The sequence below is a fragment of the Alkalihalobacillus phoenicis genome (assembly GCF_047302405.1).
Lineage (GTDB): Bacteria > Bacillota > Bacilli > Bacillales > Bacillaceae_D > Alkalihalobacillus.
In genome coordinates, this window is record NZ_CP154853.1 from 4,302,891 (window position 1) to 4,324,850 (window position 21,960).

A 21,960-nucleotide genomic window follows, 5' to 3' on the forward strand; every position below is an offset into this window, starting at 1 on the left:
AGTGCGAACGATCTTTGAGCAGGCAAGTGGAATCGAGCAGAAGCTTGTGCGGTGGCGGCGTCATTTTCATCAATTTCCGGAGTTGAGTTTTCAAGAATTCAAGACAGCTGAATTTATCGCTACGACCCTCTCTTCTATCCCGGGAATCAAAGTAGAGACGGGGATTGGCCTTGAAACGAGTGTAATCGGAACGCTGTCTTGTGGTGATGGTGCTACTATTGCTTTACGTGCTGATATTGATGCTCTTCCGATTAAAGAAGAAACAGCGGTTGACTATCGTTCTAAGCGGGATGGAGTGATGCATGCGTGCGGTCACGATGCGCACACAGCGATTCTGTTAGGAACAGCTCAATTATTAGCCGACTTAGCGGGGGACGGGAAATGGAACGGGACGATTAAGTTTGTTTTTCAGCCAGCAGAGGAGACACCTGATCAGAAAGGGTTATCTGGATCCCCTTATTTAATAAGAGCAGGAGCCTATGAGGGGGTTGATGCGGCATTAGCTCTGCATATGTGTCCTTGGCTGCAGGTAGGAGAAATGCAAGTGCATGATGGCTACAGTATGGCCAATGTCGATGAATTTGAAGCGCAAATCATCGCCACAGGTGGTCATGGTGGTTATCCGGAAAAGGCTACGGACCCGACATGGATGCTAGGGTTATTATTGCAGTCACTGCACGGCATTGTCGCACGTAAAATATCAGCATTGGATGAAGCCGTGATTAGTATTGGAGAAATAAAAGCAGGCTCAGCAACGAATATTATTCCTTCTGAAGTATTGTTGAGGGGAACAATCCGAAGCTATAAACCAAAAATTCGTGATTTATTAGAAAGGGAGCTTAAGAAAGCCTTTGCGATTTTAGAGCCGTTAGGAGGGCAGTATCAATTGAAGGTTACCCGAGGGGAGCCTGCTTTATATAATAGCTCCCTTCTCAATCAACTATTTACTGCAGCAGCTAAAAAAATGAGGCCGACGATAAAAATCGTTGATGAGAAGTTTGGTATGGGTGGTGAGGATTTTGGTTATGTCACCCAAAAGGTACCCGGTGCGATGTTTTTCCTTGGATGTGCGACAGATGATGGAATCCAAAGAGATTTACACACACCGATCTTTGATCTCGACGAAAGAGTACTAGTAGTAGGAACGGCGATGATGACTCAGGTAACATTAGATTATTTCAGCGATTTTTATGAGGCAGTCGATCAAAATTAGTGGGAGGTGCAAGTTAGATGGTGCATAAGTTAGCCTTTATTGGATTTGGGGTAGTAGGGCAAGGGTTAGCAGAAATTTTACGAGATAAAAAAGAAATATTATTAAAACAAGAGCAGTTCAACGCTAGGCTAGTAGCCATTTCTGATTTTAAAAAGGGAGCACTCTACCATCCAGAAGGTCTAGATATAAAGAAGGTACTTGAGGTTGTCGAACAAACAGGCTCTCTTGACGCCTATCCTGAAACAACTGGATTAATACGTGGATGGGATAGTTTGAAGACAATTAAAGAATCGAATGCCGATACGATTATTGAAGTTTCTTATACAAATGTAGAAACTGGTCAACCAGCTATCTCCCATTGTGAAGCGGCTTTTGAAAGTGGGAAAAACGTTGTGATGACCAATAAAGGACCTGTTGCCTTAGCTTATCAAGAGCTAACGGCTTTAGCGGAAAAACATAGAGTGCAATGGGGATTTGAAGGAACAGTTTTGAGTGGAACGCCTGCCCTTAGGATGCCGGAGATGACATTGGCTGGAAACGAGATAACGGAGATCCGTGGCATTTTAAATGGAACGACAAATTTTATTTTAACGCAAATGGAGCACAAGGGCATGTCATACGAAGATGCCCTTGTCCAAGCGCAGCAATTAGGTTATGCGGAGGCTGATCCGACGAGTGATGTGGAAGGATATGATGCCCGATATAAGATCGTGATTTTAGCAAATCATGTTATGAATACTCCGTTAACCGTAGCGGATGTAAGCTGCAATGGGATTACAGAAATTACGCCTGAAATGATTGAAGAAGCAAAACAAGAAGGAAAGCGCTGGAAGCTGATTGCAACAGTAAAAAAGGAAAAGGGGGCTGTTGTAGCTAAAGTAGGACCAGAAAAAGTATTGCTTTCAGATCCGTTAGCAGCGATAAATGGTGCTGTTAATGCGATAGCTTATCAATGTGATTTGCTCGGTACAGTGACATTAAGCGGTGCGGGGGCAGGGAAAGTAGAAACGGGATTTTCCTTGTTAATTGATCTCATTCATATCGAACGTCAGCGTCAAAAGGTAGGGATTCTATAAGAGGGGAGGATATTGTATGAAACTTAAACTAATGAATCAAAAGATGTTTTTAGCTGGAAAATGGGTCACGAGAGAGCAGCAAATTGAAGTGCGAAACCCTGAAGATAATACGATCATAGAAACGGTTCCAGCTGCATCGGTAGAAGATATGATTTTTTGTATAGAAGAGGCAAAGGAAGGAGCTAAGCTTGCGGCTAAATTGCCAATTCATAAACGGATGGACATCATTCGAAAAGCGGCTCTTTATGTGGAGGATCATTTTTCGAAATTTGCGATAACGATTGCTAATGAAGGCTGTAAAACGATTAAAGAAGCAAAAAAAGAAGTAACAAGAGCCATTGAAACGTTACGGATTAGTGCAGAAGAGGCGAGGAGGATTGAAGGGAAAACGATTAATTTTGATCAAATGCCGGGAAGTGAAACAAGGCATGGATACTATTATCGTTGTCCGATTGGTATTATCGGAGCGATTACACCCTTTAATGACCCACTTAACTTAGTCGCACACAAAGTCGGTCCTGCGATTGCATCAGGGAATGCGATTATCGTTAAACCAGCAACTGAAACGCCTTTAAGTGCATTGCTTTTAGCAGAGGCGTTTGAATATGCTGGTCTTCCCGAAAAAATTCTTTCTGTTGTGAGCGGGTATGGTCGTGAAATTGGTGATATTTTAATCACAGATCCAAGTGTCAGAATGATCAGCTTTACAGGTGGCCGTGAAGTAGGAGAAGCGATTACACGAAAAGCCGGATTGAAAAAAATAAGTATGGAACTCGGATCCAATTCACCGGTTATTGTATTAAAGGACGCCAATTTAGGAAAGGCGGTTGATTCCACCGTCTCAGGTGCCTTTTGGGCAGCGGGTCAAAATTGCTTAAGTGTTCAACGGATTTATGTGGAAGCCGAAATTTATGAGCAATTTGAAGAAAAATTTGTGGAGAAAACAAAACATGTTAGGGTGGGTCCTAAATTAAAGGAACAAACAGACATAGGACCGCTTATTAATGAAAAAGAAGCGATTCGTGTTGAGCGACTTATCAAAGATGCTACAACTCGAGGAGCGATTATAAAAGCGGGTGGTAAAAGAGTAGGAAATTTTGTTGAGCCAACCGTCTTAACGAATGTAAACCGGCTTGACCCGATCGCTCAAGAAGAAATCTTCGGCCCCGTTGTCATGTTATTTCCTGTCGGTAGCTTAGATGTGGCCATTGCAGAAGCGAATGCGGTTGACTATGGATTACAAGCAGGTATTTTTACTAATAATTTAAAAGCGGCACAAAAAGCGATTTTTGAATTAGAAGTTGGGGCGGTAATGGTCAATGATAGTAGTGACTATCGAATTGACGCGATGCCGTTTGGAGGAGTGAAAGGCTCTGGTCTAGGTCGAGAAGGGATCGCGTTTGCAATAGAGGAGATGACTGAGCAGAAGGTCGTTTGTTATTTGGATGATTAGAATGATATGGATGCTCTATGTTATAGACAATTCAAGAAATTAAAAAAAGGTGAGAGGTGATTAAAAACTTTTCACCTTTTTTTGTTGTATTACGAAGGGGGATTGTTAGATAATTGGGTGTGCTCCCATATAGGATTGCTTCTTCTGGGCTTTCTTAGCTCATATATAGGGCAGTTTATACGATACATATTCAATAATTGATTGGGAGTCTTATGCTTTAACCAATCAACTAAGTCTATTAAAAAAGTGTACGAAGGTTATGACAGAAAGGAGGAGCTTGCTTGTCTATAGCACAGAACAACTCACCAAATCTTCGTTTAATTATGCTAGTCGTCATGGTCTTTGTTGCTGGTTTTGTTCAGGGAATGCTCTTACCTCTACTTGCCATTTTACTTGAACAAGCAGGGTATTCTTCAGCAATGAATGGGATGAATGCTGTCGCTCTCTATATAGGAATTCTACTTGCTTCCCCTTTTATTGAGCACCCTGTTCGTAAATATGGTTATAAACCGGTTATATCAATCGGAATGATCGTTATTATTGCGACATTGTTGTTATTTCCATTATGGCAAAGTTTTTGGTTTTGGTTTGTACTCCGTTTAATTATCGGTGTGGCAGATAATATGGTTCATTTCTCGACACAAGTTTGGATTACATCAACAAGTTCAAAGGCAGTCCGCGGACGGAATATTGCCATTTACGGTTTGGCATTTAGTGCCGGCTTTGCGGGAGGTCCTCTGATGACTAATTTGCTATCTGTAGATGAACGATTGCCCTTTGTTATTGCCGCTCTATTTTGTGCTGTTATTTGGCTTATTTTGTTAAAAATTCGAAATGAGTGGCCTGATAATACAGTTGAGACGATTCAACAGTCAGGGACACTTGGACGCTATTGGCTGGTCGTCAAATATGGTTGGTTTGCTTTTTTACCTCCTCTGGCTTTTGGTTTTATGGAGGCCACCATACATGGTAGTTATCCAATCTATGCTTTGCGTATCGGGATTGATGTCGAGTGGCTTTCTTTTATACTACCGGCCTTTGTTATCGGAGGAGTTATTACCCAAATTCCGCTCGGTATCCTAAGTGACCGAGTAGGACGTAAAAAAGTGCTACTTATTCTCGCTATTCTTGGATCCGTAATTTTTCTAACGCTTCCACAATATGAGCAACATATTCCTTTACTAATAGCCGCTTTTTTAGTCTCAGGTGGATTACTTGGCTCTTTTTATTCTCTCGGTCTGATGTATTTGGCTGATTTATTGCCCAAACAATTATTGCCTACGGGGAATGTATTAATCGCGATTTCATTTAGCATAGGCAGCATGCTTGGTCCTTTGATAGGAGGAGTGTTAATCGATTGGATGGGAGAAGGAAGTTTATACTACGCGATTGGGTGTTTATTGCTCATCCTCATCATCGCTGGTGTTATCTTTCGTCCAACTTTTCACCACGAAGAAACTTAAATCTTTTTACATAAGAGCTGTGAATTCAGTAAATAATTTTAAATTTTATAGGTTTATCTAATCGGCACTCATTATGTAAAAAGATGTTTTTCTTTCGTGTAGGCATTGATCTTCTGTTCTGGAAGATACAACGGGGTTGGATAACATCACCAATCAAAAAGTACGGAAAACAAATGGAACAGTAATTAGCTAAATAATACTAGGTATTTTATCATTCATTATTCCGTATGTTGGCATAGTGATTGGAATTCTCGCGATTATATTAGCTACATTTGATTTTAAAAAAATTAATATTAGTCAAGATGATGGAAAAAGAATGGCTGTTGCTGGTCTGATTTGTGGAATCATTACAACGGCCATCTATATCATATACTTCTTTTTTGTCGTGCTTTTAAGGGTAATGTTTATGTGGGATTTTATATGCAATAACCAAAGCCTTAACTTTTGTCGATGGAGCCAGAAGATGGCTTTTTTATTGATTTGACTTGTTTAGAGAAATATCGACAAACTTCAACTGAGACTTTCGAATTAAATTCTTAAAATTCTGAATAATTTTATTTACAACCGAGCTTGAAATTTTTAATATGAAGTTATTATCCTTTTTATTTATTTATATTGGTGGATAATTCCTTTTTGTGTGTCGTTAATAGTTATGTCATACAAAAACAAATTTTGAATTAGGGTAATAAAAAATGGAAAAGGGTGATGGGATGAAGAGGTGGATTAGTTTAATTGGCATATTATCTTTACTGTTCATTGTACCGACAGCAATTGAAGCAAATGAGGATGACTTAATTGAAGTCGAAGCACCACCAGAGGATATAAGTATAGGGACGAGAGGGCCGACTAAGGAGATTAATTATGTTGATGAAAGTATTGAAGAAAAATCGGATTTTATTAGTCTTTTTACCACGGAATATGCGAGCGAAATTTTAGTAAAAAGATTATGGGTCGCTGTGCAAATTGATCATCAAAATCGAGTAACAAAAGTAATTAACCCCTCAAATGATGGTGAGGCACCAGATTGGGAGGATGAACAGTACCTTGATATTCCTGAAGGAGGTTATATTTTATTAGCTCATGATGACTCTTGGGCGAATAAAGATTTCCGGAAGTTTTTAGCGACGAATTTTAAGCTTGGAGATGTCATTAAGTTGAGGAGAAATGATGAAGTCATACCTGTTACTGATCTAATGACAGGACAAGGGCCGCTTGCAGGTGTTATTTTAATTAACCAAGCGATCTACACAGAGACAAATGCAGGCACAATGATTTCAGGCTCTATTCGAAACTTTGACGAAGATTATTCCTACCGTCTTGATGTGAATGGGGTCGAAGTACCTTTGTCAGCCAATGGTGAATTTAGTTACGACTATTTGTTAGATTCGAAGGTGAATTATATAGACGTGTCTATTTATAAAGAGGGAGAACTTAATGATACCCAATCATTAGTTGTTTTTTATAAGGATGAGCAAACTTTGGACAAGCACGTCTTTCTATGGGTCGAACAAGGTCCAAATGCAAGGAGATTCCAAACTTCTGAAAGTATTTATCAAATGCTCGTACAAGCAAAAGAGGCTGGTGTTACAGCGGTTGCCTTAGATGTAAAAGGTGTAGAAGGTTTTGCTGCCTATCAAAAAAATGATTTAACAAATCGCCCTTATGTGAGTGAAATGACGGCCTCCGCTAGGGCGGGGGCTAATCCAGAATTAGATCTTTTGGAGGAATTTATTAAGCATGGTCATGAGCTTGGATTAGAAATTCATGCCGCTTTAAATGTATTTGCAGAAGGATCGATTGCTCATAATGAATTTGCTGTTTTAGATAATCACTTGGAATGGGAAGAAGAGGTTTATCGATATGAAGATGGAGGGGAAATTTTAAGATTAAGGGAGAGTCAGTATGGAGAAAGTGGAGCATTAGTGGCCTTTGTTAATCCGGCTAATCCAGAAGTTCGTGATTACCAATTGAAATCTTTCGAAGAAGTAATTAAAAATTATGATGTGGACGGAGTTTTATTAGATCGTGGGCGTTATGATAACTATTTTGCCGATTTTAGCGAAATTTCGAAACAGCAATTTGAACAGTTTTTGAATGAGAGGGGCAAGAGTTTAACAAATTGGCCCGCAGATGTATTTACTTATGATGGTTCAAACCGTGTGGATGGGTCTTTAATTAATGAATGGTATACGTACCGTTCAAGTGTGATTAAAAGCTTTACTGAAGAAGTACGAAATCTGGTTGATTCTTACAATGAACAAGAAGATAGAAATATTGCTTTGTCTGCTTATGTAGGCTCGTGGTACGAATCCTATTATTTAAATGGAGTGAACTGGGCCAGTCCAAATTTTGAATATGACGAGCGTTTAGAATTTCCACAATCAAGTCTTTACACGGATGACTATTACCAAACAGGATATACAGACAACTTAGATTTCTTAATGATTGGCACGTATCAAAGAACCGCTAATGAAGTAAAAAGGTACATTACGTTAGGAAATGTTTTAACCAACGGAGAAATACCACTTTATGCGGGAATGGCACTTGTCAATGTTCAAGATCCACCCTTACAAAGGGAAGTATTCCAAGCGGGGTTAAATAATACGAATGGGCTTATGCTTTTTGATTATTCACAAGCTAATTTTGATGTCATTAAAGCATCAATTGCCGATGTTGAGTATGTAAAAAACTATGAACTTGGCATCAGTAATCCACAAAATAATGAGCAATCGATCGTTGGTGATTTTCTTAATGTGAATCGAAATGATAATAACTTGAATGTTTATTCGAGTCAATTTGGACCGTCGACTGGAACGAATACATGGGGAGTAGAGGCGGTTGTGGATGAAACAGGAACTGTTGTTGAAATGGTTAATCAACAGCAGGCGTTAAATTGGAGTTGGGTAAATGTTCAAGATAATAATCGTTTAATTCCAGAGGGTGGTTTTGTTATATCTGCACTTGATGGTTCGGGTTTGAGGGAAAAAAGACAGCTAGTTGCTCACACATATAACCTTGGTGATGAGGTGAGAGCCGCCTTATACAGAGGATTTCTTGATTATGATGGCAAGGAATTCAATGTCGGTCCTGTTGAATTTAAAGGGAATATCGATGTAGTCGGTCCAGGAGTAGCAAATGTGAGCATAAATGATATACTAGTAGACTTAGAAAATAGTGGTGATTTCTCAATAGAGATTCCGATTACTGAAGGAGAGAATAGAGTCACCGTTCAAGTGATGGTTGATGAATATCAAACTCATTATACAGAGCTTATGATGATAGGTGTAAAGGTTGATTATTTTGTACAAATTGATGAAATACAAGCAATGGTACAGGAGTTTGTTAAGCATCCTCCAGGTATTAGAAATTCGTTAATCACACACTTAGATAATACGAAAAAGCATTTTAAAAAGATGGAGGAGCATGCCGAAAAAGGAGATGATTCGAGGGCTCAGGCAGAAAAAGAAAGAGCATTTGCTGCCTTGTCGCGATTTGAAGACCATATTAATCGTCATAAAGGAAAGCATATTAATGAAGAGCATGCAGAGCAACTATTAACTGCTGCTAATGAGTTAAGGTGAGGAAGATTTAAATGGTAGGCTCGAGTCCGTTTTTTGTCCTCAAATAAATGGTTCAGTAAGTGAGAATGTTAATAGATTTTTTAAACTGGCTCTCTATTTAGAAAAGAGCCAGTTTTTTATTTAAAATATCTGAATATTTTTAAAAAATAGTTTACAAAAAGTTGAGGTGAATTTATAATTGGAGGTATAATCCAAAATAATATTTAAAAAAGAAGGAAATATCCACTTTATTTAATGAATATGTGCAAGCCTCTTCATAGATAACTTTTTACAAGCGAGGTGTTTATTTTGAATCAAGAAAGTTTTATGAGTGGTTTTTATAAATTCTCTATGTTATTCGTTCGATTAGCTTATATTAATTTACTTTGGCTTCTATTTATTGCGTTAGGTTTAATCATTTTTGGCTTTTTTCCCGCAACAATTGCCATGTTCACCGTTGTACGCCAATGGGTGCAAGGAAATCTAGAAGTTCCAGTTTTCTCTACTTTCTTTCATGCTTTTAAAAAAGAATTTTTAAAAGGCAATATGCTCGGACTTAGCTATTTATTAATCGGCTTTATTTTATACATCGATATCCTATATTTTTCTTCTCCTTCAACCATTATCACCTTAGTGCTTTATTACTTCTTCTGGGTTGTAACATTCATTTATCTTCTATTAGGTTTCTTTTTGTTTCCTGTTTATGTGCAATATCAAAATAAGTGGTGGCGATACTATAAATCGTCTCTTCTCATTATGGTTTTGAATCCACTTGTTGTGATTTCGTATATTTTAATGATTGGTGTAGCTGCAATTATTTTAAGAGCTTTACCAGGGTTAATTCCTTTATTTTCTGGTAGTGCATTGGCATTTGGCTTAATGCTAGTTAGCTATCGGGCATTTGTTAAAGTAGAAGATCTTCAGGAAAAAGGGGAGCAAAAGGAAGAAGCTGTTCTGAAAATATGAGTAAGTTAAAGTCGATAAAAGTTGGGGTGTTTACGTGATGAATAGAGAGGATTTTATGAAATGTATTAAAGGTCAATTGATTGTTTCTTGCCAAGCTCTACTAGGTGAACCGTTGCATGGTGAGAATTTTATGGCGAAAATGGCATTAGCTGCCAAAGAAGGCGGAGCAGCAGCGATTCGAGCAAATGGTGTAAACGATATAAAAGCGATCAAAAAGGAAATTGGATTACCGGTTATTGGTTTAATAAAACAAAACTATGAAAATAGCAAAGTCTTTATAACACCAACACTGAAAGAAATCGATGCTTTAATTGAAGTAGAGGTAGATGTCATTGCGATTGAAGCTACCTTTCAGGAAAGACCTAATAAAGAAAGCTTCGAGGAACTCGTCCAATACATACATCAATCTAGCACTTGTTTAATAATGGGCGATGTTTCTACATATGAGGAAGGCATGGCGGCCATTGAAGCCGGAGTTGATCTAGTTTCGACGACACTATCAAGCTATACGTCTTATACAAAGGAGCGGGTCATCCCGGATCTTCCATTAATAGAGAAGTTGTCCAAAGCGACAGATGTGCCGATCGTGGCGGAGGGCAATATAAAAACGCCTGATGAAGCAGCAAATGCTTTACATGCTGGTGCTTACTCTGTTGTTGTGGGAGCGGCGATAACGAGGCCACAAATTATAACAAAAAGGTTTTATCAAGCTATTCAAGAAGCCAATGAAACATTAAATGCTAGAACGTAAATGACAAGAATTCATCATCATAAGGGAAGTCGGTGATAAGACATGAAGTATTTGAAGGAAACGATTGAACAGTTAGAGATGTATGAGCCGATTTTAACTAAACAGGCGAATCATGATTTATTTTGGACAGATACAATAAGAGATGCACACTTGAAACCATTAAATGAAACATTGCAGGAGGTAGATTATCCAATTAAACAAATAAAGGCCTACGAAGTTAGCTATCAAGGGTTTGATGAAACACCTCTCCAAGCTTTTTATATCGTGCCAGAAGAACATGAAGGATCATTGCCTTGTTTAGTCATTTTTCATGGGTATGGTGGGCATAAAAATTCGATTTCACATTATATGAAATGGCTTATACAAGGTTATGCTGTTTTAGCGGTTGATTGTCGAGGGCAAGGAAGAAGCGGTGATTTTTCAGGTTATACCTCTGATGAACTAGGCAGTTGGGTTGTGAAAGGCATTCTAGATAAAAAAGATTATTATTATCGAAAAGTTTATGTTGATGCCATTCGAGCAATAGATTTTGTCTGTACAAGGACTGAGGTTGACCAAGAACGTATTGGGGTTATGGGGGCAAGTATGGGAGGTGGCATTACATTAGCCGTAGCTGCTTTAGACGATCGCCCAAAGTTAGCCGTAGCTGATGTACCTAATATGTGCGATATCGAGTTGGCAATGAAGCAAAAGTTTGAAGGGTCGTTGACGATTGTTGAGCAATTTCTTCATCGCCATCCCGAATATGTGGAAACTGTTTATAAGAATCTAACTTACTTTGATAATTTGAATCTATGTGAGCAGATTACATGTAGAACAAGGATTTCAGTAGGATTGAAGGATTTAATTTGCCCACCGATGCCTATTTATGGAGTGTATAACAGGATCAATGCGGAAAAGTCGATTGAGGTTTATCCTTTCTCAGGGCATGATATGGCCATTATTGAGCATATGGACAAAACTCTTTTATATGTCAAACAGTATCTATAAGTCATTTTAGAATGAAGAGGTGAGATGAACGGATGGAAAAAATTAGTTATTCAATAAGTCCAGAAATGATGATTACGAGTATTGCTAATTCATTAACGAAGTCCGAACAAAAAGTAGCAGAAGTCGTGAAAAGTAGACTAAAAGAAGTGGTTTACTGGTCTGTTTCAGACCTTGCTGAACAAGCTGAAGTTGGTGAAACGACAGTTATTCGTTTCTGTCGGAGATTAGGATATAGGGGTTATCAAGATTTTAAGCTTGCTGTTGCCCAAAGTGCCACAGAACAATCGTCGAAGGAAGAAGAAATAGAAGAAGTGAAGGATACAGACAATGTTTCTACTTTAGCAAAAAAAGTTACCTCGGCAAATACAAATATGCTGCAAAATACGATGAAGTTAATCGACCCAGAAGCGGTTGAGCGAGTAGCTGAGCAAATTATTCAATCACAAAAGCTCTATGTATTTGGTGTTGGAGCATCAGGAATTATGGCTCAGCAAGCTCAGTATCGCTTTATGAGACTTGGCTATCATAGTTTAACGGCAGCCGACGCACACTTAATTGCCATGAACAGTTCATTAGCAGGACCAGGAGATGTTGTAATTTGTATTTCAACTTCAGGGAGTACAAAAGATTTAGTTGATGCAATAAAAATTGCAAAAGTAAAGGGAGCTTTTATTGTTTGTATTACAAATCATATGCGCTCACCAATTACAAAATATGGAGATGTTGTTTTGCTAACATCAACAAAGGAAAGCCCCTTGCATGGGGGAGCACTTTCTTCCATAATCTCGCAAATGCATGTTCTTGACATTTTGACGAGATATATTGAACTACAAAATAAAGAACGTTCTCAGGAGGCTTTAAAGAATACAGCGAAATCAGTATCCGACAAGCTATACTAGGAGGTTTTATTAATGAATACAGAAATTATTGCGGATGTCATTATTATCGGGGGGAGTACGGGCGGCTGTGCCGCTGCCTTATCAGCAGCAAAGGCGGGCTGTCGAGTTGTTATGACGGAAGAAACAAAATGGATTGGTGGTCAGCTAACAAACCAAGCTGTTCCACCAGACGAACACCGTTGGATCGAAAGCTTTGGTTGTACGAGTAGTTACCGAGTCTTTCGCAATCGACTCCGTGGTTATTATCAACAACATTTTTCGCTAACCGAGCAAACAAGGAATACTCCTAGATTTAATCCAGGAAATGCGATTGTGAGTCGAATATCGTGTGAACCAAGAGCGGCATTAGCTGTTCTTCATGAAATGCTAGCCCCGTATATACATAGCGGAAGGCTAATGATTTTAACGGAAACGAAACTAACAAAAGTTGAAACAAATGGGGATGATGTTCAAGCAATTGAAGTCGAGCATTTGTTTAGGCAGCAAACTCACACTTTAGTAGCTCCTTATTTTATTGATGCAACCGATTGTGGCGATGTCCTGCCGTTAGCGGGGGGCGAATATGTCACAGGTGCTGAGTCTCAGAAGGAAACAGGTGAACCACATGCATTAACAGGAGAGTCAGACCCGATGGATATGCAAGCTTTTACCCAATGCTTTGCAGTAGATTACATTGAGGGAGAAGATTTTACGATAAAAAAACCAGAAAGCTATCAATTTTGGTCGAATTATCAAGCGTCCTTCTGGCCTAATAAGCTTCTAGACTGGACGGCGGTTAACCCTATTACGTTAGAGCCAATTACATATGGTCTTTTTAAAGAAAATGATAAATTTCCGTTATGGGAGTATCGGCGTATCATAGATAAGTCACAATTTACATCTGATTTATACGAAGGAGATATTTCTTTAATTAATTGGCCGCAAAATGATTATTGGTTAGGTCCTATTATTGATGTAGAGGAAGACGAGCGTCAAAAGCACTTAAAACAAGCGAAGCAACTATCATTGTCATTGCTTTACTGGTTACAGACGGAAGCACCAAGACCTGATGGGAAAGCAGGATATCCTGGATTAAGGTTGAGGAATGACGTAGTTGGGACAGATGATGGGTTGGCGATGTTCCCTTATATTCGAGAATCGAGAAGAATGAAGACGGAGTTTACTGTGTTGGAGCAGCATATTAGTACTGAAGTGAGAGGAGAGGCAGGGGCGGAAATTTTCCAAGATTCAGTTGGGATTGGAAGCTACCGCATCGACCTTCATCCAAGTACGGGATTATCGTCCTTTATTGATATTTCGAGCCTCCCATTTCAAATCCCGTTAGGTAGTTTAATTCCTGTAAGAGTTAATAACTTACTCCCTGGTTCTAAAAATATTGGTGTAACGCACATCACAAATGGATGTTATCGCTTGCATCCGGTCGAATGGAATATTGGGGAAGTAAGTGGTTATTTAGTGGCTTTTAGTATTCGAAATAAGGTGACACCACGACAAGTCAGAAATGATAAAAAGTGGTTAGAACAATTTCAAAAACATCTAATACAAGAAGGAATTGAGCTGACTTGGCCAAGTATTCATGCCGTTTAAAGCAAAAGGAAAAATTGCTATGAGAGGAGGTTTCATAAATGGCAAAAAGCTCATCGATAAACTTAGAAAAGACACCGAAGCTAGAGCCGAAGATAAAACCAAAGACTAAAAATGCTTTATTAAAGCATTGGGATTTATATTTGATCATGATCCCAGGGATTTTATTTTTTCTAATTTTCAGATATGTTCCGATGTGGGGTGTTGTTATTGCCTTTCAAGATTATAGTGTCTTTGCCGGAATTAGTGGGAGTGAATGGGTTGGCTGGAAGCACTTTGAGCGGATGTTTCAGACGGAGGAATTTTATCGAATTTTCTCTAACACATTGTTAATTAGTTTATACAAACTCTTTTGGGGCTTTCCGGCACCTATTATTGTTGCCTTAATGCTAAATGAATTAAGAAATATGTTGTATAAACGAACAATACAAACCGTCATTTACATGCCTCATTTCTTATCTTGGGTTATTGTCGGCGGGATAATGATTAACATTTTGGAGCCTTCTACTGGTATTGTGAATCATTTTATTCAGTTTTTTGGTTTCGACCCGATTTATTTTATTGCGGATGATAGCTGGTTCAGAACTGTACTCGTTACAAGTGACTTATGGAAAAGTGTTGGATGGGGAACGATTCTTTATTTAGCTGCTTTAGCAGGTATTAATCCACAGCTTTATGAAGCGGCACGAGTGGATGGGGCTAATAAATGGCAACAAACTTGGCATATTACGTTACCTTGTCTTTTACCGACTATTGTTATTCTATTTATTTTACAAATGGGCAATATTTTAGAAGTTGGTTTTGAACAAGTATTTATTCTCTTAAATCCACTCGTATACAACGTCGGTGATGTATTTGAGACCTATGTGTATCGAGTTGGGGTTACACAAGGTCAATTTAGTTATACAACGGCGGTTGGACTATTTAAATCAGTCATTGCTTTAATATTAGTCGTGTCTGCTAATAAAATGGCCAAAAAATTAGGACAAAATGGATTGTGGTAAGGAGGGTTACCCATGGCTGTATATCAAACGAAAGGTGAGAAAGCGTTTTCGATTTTTAATGTAATCTTTTTAGGAGCCTTTGCCCTGCTTTGTCTATTTCCTTTTATGCATGTTATTGCCCAATCCTTAAGTAGCCATCGAGCAATTGTATCAGGTGAAGTTATTTTCTTCCCGATAGAAATTACTTTTCATGCGTATAAAGAAGTTTTTATGGACGCTCATTTTATTAACTCTTTTATTGTCAGTGTAGCAAGAACAGTAGTAGGGACTTTCTTCAATGTATTTTTTACATGCTTAATGGCCTATCCACTTTCGAAAACGTATATAAAAGGCAGAGGGCTAATCCTGTTTTTAATCGTTTTTACGATGTTATTTAATGGAGGAATGATTCCTACTTATTTGGTTGTTAGAGAAACAGGGTTATTAAATTCATTTTGGGTTTATATTATTCCTTCATTAATTAGTGCCTTTAATCTAATTATTGTTAAAAATTTCTTTCAAAGTGTACCGGCTGAGTTAGAAGAATCAGCCAAGATAGATGGAGCATCGAATATAAGAATTTTATTTAGAATTGTCATTCCTTTATCGATGCCTGTTATTGCAACAATTGGTTTATTCCATGCGGTATTTCATTGGAATTCGTTCTTTGATGCCGTGATCTATATAAGCGATCGAAACTTATACCCTTTACAAGTTTATTTACGAGAGCTAATTCAGTTCGATCAGTCTGATATAAGTTTACGTGATAATTTTGAACAGCAATTGCTAGCGACCGAATCACTAAAAGCAGCAGCATTAATTGCGAGTACCGTCCCAATACTTATTGTGTATCCATTTCTACAAAAATACTTTGTTAAAGGTGTCATGTTAGGTTCTGTAAAAGGTTGACTCATTCAAAATTACAGGGGGTGATTGGATGGGGTAGATACATCATAGAACTAAACCGCTTGTGCCCGGATTTATTGATTGGACAAATATTAAGGGGGAATGAAAAAATGAAAGGAATGTTGAGCAAAAGGTACTTTTTAATTTTTTGTTTGATTGGTCTAATGTTTGTTGCGGCATGTTCACAAGATACGAATCGAGATACTGGTAGTACTGATGACTCTGAACCTGGTACAGATGGTGAAGGTGAAGAACTAGTTCAGGAGTTAAGAACAATTGAGATTGTCGTCAATAATTATGGAAGAAGCTTTCCTAGTGGGATGGATGAAGGCAACAACCCTTACTTAGATTTTATTGAAGAGAATACAAACCTTGAGGTGAACGTACAAATCCCACCTGCGGAAGGGTATATGGAAAGACTTAATGTATTAATGGCAGGGAATGATTTGCCGGACATGATTTATAGCCCTGATGCGACATGGTTTGTAAACTATGTGAATCAAAATGCTTTAACAGACCTAACGGAAGTTGTGGAACAGTATGGCCAAAACCTCTTAGAGCTAATTCCAGCTGAAGCCTGGGAAGCTGTAACGATAGATGGTAAGGTGTATGCAATTCCGCATATTCTCCAAGAAGCTGGAACGGAAATCATTTATGTGAGACAAGATTGGTTAGACGAATTAGGTTTGGAACAACCAGAAACATTAGATGAATATGTTGAGGTGTTAAGAGCGTTTAAAGAGAGTTATAACAACACGGGCTATATTATGACAGACGCTTTAGGAAGAATTGCTCCTATCTTAGGTGCCTTTGGAGTTCAACGAAACCAGTGGGTAGAGAGTGACGGAGAACTGGTTTATTCGAGTACAACTCCTGAAATGAAAGAAGCATTATCTTTTTTAGCTGATATGTATGAGGAAGGAATTTTAGACAAAGAGTTTCCTTCCAATAACTTAACCGTTCTTGGTGAAAAGGTCGCCAATGATCGAACTGGTTTATTCTCAGCTGCATGGTGGGATACACGAGGACCGATTTTAACAAATTCACAAAATAATGATGCCGCTGAGTGGGTGCCACTACCATATCCAGTAGGACCAAATGGTGATTCAGGAACAGCAGGAAGTGCATTAGTTCGTGGTTATAATGCTGTGCCCGTTACGAGTGATGAAGCAGAAGCTGTAGTTAGAATGTTAGACTTTATCGTTTCAGACGGATTTAGAGAAATTTTCTTAGGATTTGAAGGCGATGTTTGGGAAATAAAAGATGATGTGGCAACAACTGATTTTGAAAAGCATAATGAGCATTTGTACCGTCAAATGTATACAACGGTTGAACCTTTAGACCCAGAAACAACCAAAATCCGTTTAGATTCCTTAGGATTAGAATTTAATCTATTTGATAATGTGACGAAGATTGAAGAAAACGCTATGTTCTCTGAATATAATGGTCCACCAACACGTTCAAGTGGTTTATATGGAGGACAATTAAATGCAATGGAAGATGAAGTATTTGCAAATATAATTGCTGGAAATAGTTCAATTGACGCCTTCGATGATTTTGTTGACAGATGGTATCGTGATGGTGGGCAAGAGTGGACTGATGAAGTGAATGAATGGTACAGCAACAGGTAAACGAAAAACAGAAGAAATGGTACCTAATTTAGGTACCATTTCTTCATACTAATCTCTTTTAAAAAGAAAAGAGGGAGAAGGATGGAAAACGAGATCCTTACAAACGTGCTTTGGATTGATTTTATGGCGAATAGTGAAAATCTCTTAGACAAATTCTATCGAACAAAATACATGGAAAATGCTAAGAAAGCACGATTTACTCACGTTGTTATTGATGCAAAAACTCCTTATGGTTTTGTCACTTACCCAAGTTCAATTGCTCCACATATAAGTGAATGGGAGAGATTTAGTAACTGGAAAGACAAGGATTACGTTAGGCTCATGAGTGAGAGTGCCTCACAATTTAATTTGAAAGTCCTTATAAAATGCGATATTTTTTCAGAAGGAAGTATTGTTTTTAAAAATCGAAAATGTCATCTTAATACAAATTGGCAAATTCAATACTATCACTTTGAAAAGGGAAAGCCTGTATACACAAAAGCGGAAAATTATACAGAGCAAGGTATTTTTGTGAATCCTGCCTTATTAGACGTTCAGCAATATGAGCTTTCTATTATGCAAGAGATTTTAACTAATTATCAAGGGGAAGGATTTATCTTAGATCGATGTCGCTACCCTAATGTCTACGCTGATTTCAGTTTAACTAGCTGTGAGATTTTTGAGAAGGCAAGCCAAATCAAAGTAAAGAATTGGCCAGCAGATATTTTAACACCACTAGCAAGCGGATTTGAGCCTGGACCACTATTCCAAGAATGGCTTACGTGGCGGGCGAGTGTAACAAAAGGTTTTATTTTAAAAGCAAAAAATTTAGTGAAAGGATTTAATCCTCTTATGTTCTTTGGTTTATATGTTGGATCTTGGTATCCAGATTATTTTCATGAAGGGGTCAATTGGGGGAGTAAAGAATATCGTGCAGACTTAGAATGGGTTAATAAGGATTATTATCAAACAGGAATAGCAGATGAGCTTGATTTCTTAATGGTGGGCTGTTATTACGCTGATTTGATCAAAGCAGAAGCTGAAAATAAAGGGTTAGAGGAATGGAAGAGTGTAGAAGGAGCAATCGAAATGAGCAAGCAAGCAACTGCTAATAAAGTCACTCTTTTGCCTAGTTTATTCGTTTTTGATTATGAGGGAAATTACAGTCGGTTTAAAGAAGCGATTGAGCTTTGTCAGGGCAAAAGTGACCGATTTATGATCTTTGACTCAATCTATTTAGAAAAATACAACTGGTGGTAATGAGTCTATTAGGAGGTATTGAAGATGACAAAAGTAATTTATGTTCCATTAGATGAAAGACCTTGTAATTACGATTATCCACAAACACTAGCGGCGATGACTGATTTGGAAATGCTTTTACCAAGCAGAGGAATGCTAGGGGATATGAAAAAGCCTGCTCAAACTAAATCAATCGTTAATTGGTTAAAATCGATAGCTACAGAGGCTAAATATGCAATTGTTTCTATTGATATGCTTCTTTATGGGGGGATTGTGCCATCTAGGTTGCATAATCATTCAGTGGAAGAGTGCTTGGCAAGGTTACATAGTTTAAAAGAATTGAAAAAGCTTAATCCATCGTTGCAAATTTTCGCCTATGACCTTATTATGCGGGTGCCAGCTTATAGTAGCAGTGAAGAGGAGCCTGATTATTATGAGCAATATGGTGCTGAAATTCATCGATTAGGCTGGTTGAGTGATAAGAGGGAGCAACTTTTAGCAACGGACGGTGAAAATACTGAATTAGATGAACTGAAAAAGGATATTCCGGATCATATTTTGAATGATTATTTTAAAAGAAGAAATCAAAATGCACAGTTAACAAAAAAGGTTCTCGAGATGGTGGAGTTAGAGGAGATTGATTATTTAATCATTCCATTGGATGATAATGCCGAGTACGGTTTTTCAGCAATGGAACAACGTCAACTAACTTATGAGATTGAAAAAAGAAATATTGCAGATAGAGTGGCTGTTTATCCTGGAGCAGATGAAATTGCCTGTACATTATTTGCCCGTGTATTTTGTGAAGCTAATTTATATACGCCAGAAATCGCTTTACGATATTCGTCAATAAATGGTCCATTTGTTATACCAAGATACGAGGATCGTAGTTTAGGAGAAAGTATTAAATCACATATTACAGCAGCGGGTGGTGTCATTATTCATAATGAAAAAGAAAATGATTTTCTCTTAATGGTTCATTCCCCAGCCGATACACCAAAAACAATGGCTGAATCGAGCTTCTCTTATGATAAGAGGCATCGTTCTTATTTTTCAGAGGTCAATAATCGTGAGTTTATTCAAGTTATGAAGCATTTTGTAGCAAAAGGAGTAAGAGTTGCCTTAGCGGATGTCGCGATTTGCAATGGGGCTGATCATTCTTTGTTAAAGCAAGTTAAAAAGCAAGGCATGTTAGAGAGCTTAATAGCTTATGCGGGATGGAATACAAACGGTAATACGATGGGAACGGTGGTTGCCCATGCGATAATATCCTCTTATTACCGTACAAATCCGATTAATAAACCAGTTGAATATGAACGCAATGATCGGACCTTTTTTTATTCAAGGTTAGTAGAGGATTGGGGTTATCAATCTGTTGTGAGAAAGTATGTTTCTTATGAAGTGTTGCCAACGCTTGGACTGACTCCTAGATTTTTAGAGGAGCAAGTTGTTGATATTACGTCGTTAGTAGAGAAAGAACTTAACGAATTTATTGAGGAATATTTAAGTGATTTATCAGAGGGATATATTCAATTGAAGAATGTCTATCTTCCTTGGAGAAGAATGTTTGAAATCGGTTTTTCATTAAACTATTCAAAAACAGGTTTATTTGCACAACCCAAATCGAAGGAATCGAGGGGATGAAAGTGGAAGTTTGGTCTTTAAAGGAAAAAGTTGGTCAAATGTTTATAATCGCCTTTGCGGGAGAGGAAATGACTGAGGAGCTCAAGCAAGCAATTATTGAGTGGAATGTAGGCGGGGTTATTTTGTTTCAAAGAAATTTACGAGACAATAATAAAGTTGTAAAGCTAAACAAGCAAATTCAAGCTCTTGCAAGTGAGCATAACAGACCACCTTTATGGATATCGATTGATCAAGAGGGAGGGGGAATCTCTTATCTATGGGAGGGCATGGTGTTATCTCCAGGCAATATGATTATTGCTGCTACGGGAGAAGCACAATATGCATATGATGCTGCCAAAGTAATGGGGGAGCAATTAATTGAACTAGGTTTTACAATGAATTATGCACCGAACATTGATGTGAATAATAATCCAGCAAATCCTGTTATAGGAGCAAGAGCCTTTAGTGATTCCCCTCAAGAGGTCAGTATATTCGGTAAACACGCTGTTAGTGGATATCATGATGCTGGAGTTATTGCCGTTGCCAAACATTTTCCTGGTCACGGTGATACAGCAACTGATTCTCATCTTGGCCTTCCTGTTGTTAATAAAAGTCTTGAAGAGCTTGAGCAGCATGAACTTCTACCCTTTAAAGAAAATATAGAAGAAGGCTTGGACGCAATTATGACTGCTCATATCGTTTTCCCGGCCATTGATAAAAAATATCCAGCAACATTAAGTAAAACAATTTTAACGGATTTATTAAGAGAAACGTATCAATTTAAAGGTTTAATTATAACAGATTCAATGGAAATGGATGCGATTGCGAAGTTTTATGGAAGAGAAGAAGGGACGGTAAAGGCAATTCAAGCAGGAGCAGATATTATATTGGCTTGCGGTCAAGATTTAACCTCACAAAGTGCGATGATGGAACGTGTTATTCAGGCTGTTTTTAGTGGTGAGTTAGATGAAGCGGTAGTTAATGTTGCTGTTGAGAGGATTTTATTTTATAAAGATAAGTGGATGAGAAAAGAACAAATGGGAGCTCATAGCTCTTTAGCTTTTAAAAAACAGAAAGAGCATTATCGAAAACAAATGCTCGAGATAGCTGAAGCGGGAGTTACATTGCAACGAAACGAGAGAGGTCTAATCCCAATCTTGGGGCATCAAAAAGTCAAGGTCATTAGTCAACAAACGTATAATGATGAGAACTATATGGGTGACAGAAGAGCAATTGTCGAATACGTGTTTAACGATGGGAACTATGAAGTTGTTTATTTAGAAAAGGAAAAACCATCTCTAATGGAAATGAGTAAGATAAGTGAATCACTTGAATTAAATCAGACTGTGCTCTTCCTCATTAATGAACGTAGAACTTTAGGTGAGGAATGGGCAATGGCGTATCAAAAAATTTCTGAAAAGACAGATAACATTATCGTTGTTTCTTTGTGGAACCCACAAATCGTTCATCATTTTCCTAAAGAGACTCGTGTTGAAAGTTATATTGCAACTTATAGCAATACAGAAGAAGTCATCTATGCTCTTAAGAGTCTAATTGAGGGGGAAAAGCCTTTTAAAGGAATTGCTCCTGTGTCTCTTATTCATTATTAAGTTTGGTGAAAATGGTGAGCAAGCAGAGGGGAGC

The 21,960-nt window shown here is 38.1% G+C and carries 17 protein-coding genes; all 17 read left to right on the forward strand.

What is annotated here, in order from left to right:
* Position 1 precedes the first annotated feature (1 nt).
* The 17 genes from AA0017_RS20200 (at position 2) to nagZ (ending at position 21,926) form a co-directional block, all read left to right on the forward strand.
* Positions 2-1,213 carry a M20 metallopeptidase family protein gene (locus AA0017_RS20200; protein WP_413377395.1) on the forward strand — a complete coding sequence of 404 codons (1,212 nt, stop codon included), beginning with the start codon at positions 2-4 and terminating at the stop codon, positions 1,211-1,213.
* 17 nt (positions 1,214-1,230) lie between these two features.
* Positions 1,231-2,289: a homoserine dehydrogenase gene (locus AA0017_RS20205; RefSeq protein WP_413377397.1), complete on the forward strand. Its 1,059-nt coding sequence runs from the start codon at positions 1,231-1,233 to the stop codon at positions 2,287-2,289.
* 16 nt (positions 2,290-2,305) lie between these two features.
* Positions 2,306-3,742: an aldehyde dehydrogenase family protein gene (locus AA0017_RS20210; protein WP_413377399.1), complete on the forward strand. Its 1,437-nt coding sequence runs from the start codon at positions 2,306-2,308 to the stop codon at positions 3,740-3,742.
* A gap of 281 nt (positions 3,743-4,023) precedes the next feature.
* A complete protein-coding gene (locus AA0017_RS20215) occupies positions 4,024-5,205 on the forward strand; it encodes an MFS transporter (protein ID WP_413377400.1) in 1,182 nt (393 codons plus the stop codon).
* A 205-nt stretch (positions 5,206-5,410) separates the two neighbouring features.
* Complete coding sequence (locus tag AA0017_RS20220; protein ID WP_413382744.1) at positions 5,411-5,689, forward strand: DUF4190 domain-containing protein; 279 nt, start codon at positions 5,411-5,413, stop codon at positions 5,687-5,689.
* A 208-nt stretch (positions 5,690-5,897) separates the two neighbouring features.
* Positions 5,898-8,786 carry a family 10 glycosylhydrolase gene (locus tag AA0017_RS20225; RefSeq protein ID WP_413377402.1) on the forward strand — a complete coding sequence of 963 codons (2,889 nt, stop codon included), beginning with the start codon at positions 5,898-5,900 and terminating at the stop codon, positions 8,784-8,786.
* A gap of 288 nt (positions 8,787-9,074) precedes the next feature.
* Positions 9,075-9,731 (forward strand): YesL family protein, encoded by a 657-nt coding sequence (locus AA0017_RS20230; protein ID WP_413377404.1) that lies wholly within the window; start codon positions 9,075-9,077, stop codon positions 9,729-9,731.
* A gap of 37 nt (positions 9,732-9,768) precedes the next feature.
* Positions 9,769-10,482: an N-acetylmannosamine-6-phosphate 2-epimerase gene (locus AA0017_RS20235; RefSeq protein ID WP_413377406.1), complete on the forward strand. Its 714-nt coding sequence runs from the start codon at positions 9,769-9,771 to the stop codon at positions 10,480-10,482.
* 42 nt (positions 10,483-10,524) lie between these two features.
* A complete protein-coding gene (locus AA0017_RS20240; protein WP_413377408.1) occupies positions 10,525-11,472 on the forward strand; it encodes an acetylxylan esterase in 948 nt (315 codons plus the stop codon).
* Between the two features lie 32 nt (positions 11,473-11,504).
* Positions 11,505-12,371, forward strand: a complete 867-nt coding sequence (locus AA0017_RS20245) for a MurR/RpiR family transcriptional regulator (RefSeq protein ID WP_413377410.1) — start codon at positions 11,505-11,507, stop codon at positions 12,369-12,371.
* 12 nt (positions 12,372-12,383) lie between these two features.
* Positions 12,384-13,958 (forward strand): FAD-dependent oxidoreductase, encoded by a 1,575-nt coding sequence (locus AA0017_RS20250; protein WP_413377412.1) that lies wholly within the window; start codon positions 12,384-12,386, stop codon positions 13,956-13,958.
* A 38-nt stretch (positions 13,959-13,996) separates the two neighbouring features.
* The gene (locus tag AA0017_RS20255) at positions 13,997-14,959 is read left to right on the forward strand and encodes an ABC transporter permease (protein WP_413377414.1); all 963 of its coding nucleotides are present in this window, start codon (positions 13,997-13,999) and stop codon (positions 14,957-14,959) included.
* A 12-nt stretch (positions 14,960-14,971) separates the two neighbouring features.
* Entirely contained in the window at positions 14,972-15,847 is an 876-nt protein-coding gene (locus tag AA0017_RS20260; protein WP_413377416.1) for a carbohydrate ABC transporter permease, read from the forward strand.
* A gap of 107 nt (positions 15,848-15,954) precedes the next feature.
* Entirely contained in the window at positions 15,955-17,475 is a 1,521-nt protein-coding gene (locus AA0017_RS20265; RefSeq protein ID WP_413377418.1) for an extracellular solute-binding protein, read from the forward strand.
* Positions 17,476-17,556: 81 nt separating this feature from the next.
* Positions 17,557-18,714, forward strand: coding sequence for an alpha amylase family protein (locus AA0017_RS20270; protein WP_413377419.1), 1,158 nt, complete (start codon positions 17,557-17,559; stop codon positions 18,712-18,714).
* A 24-nt stretch (positions 18,715-18,738) separates the two neighbouring features.
* A complete protein-coding gene (locus AA0017_RS20275) occupies positions 18,739-20,337 on the forward strand; it encodes a DUF4127 family protein (RefSeq protein ID WP_413377421.1) in 1,599 nt (532 codons plus the stop codon).
* Positions 20,334-21,926: a beta-N-acetylhexosaminidase gene (gene nagZ / locus AA0017_RS20280; RefSeq protein WP_413377423.1), complete on the forward strand. Its 1,593-nt coding sequence runs from the start codon at positions 20,334-20,336 to the stop codon at positions 21,924-21,926. The genes AA0017_RS20275 and nagZ overlap by 4 nt, the downstream gene beginning before the upstream one ends.
* Positions 21,927-21,960 lie beyond the last annotated feature (34 nt).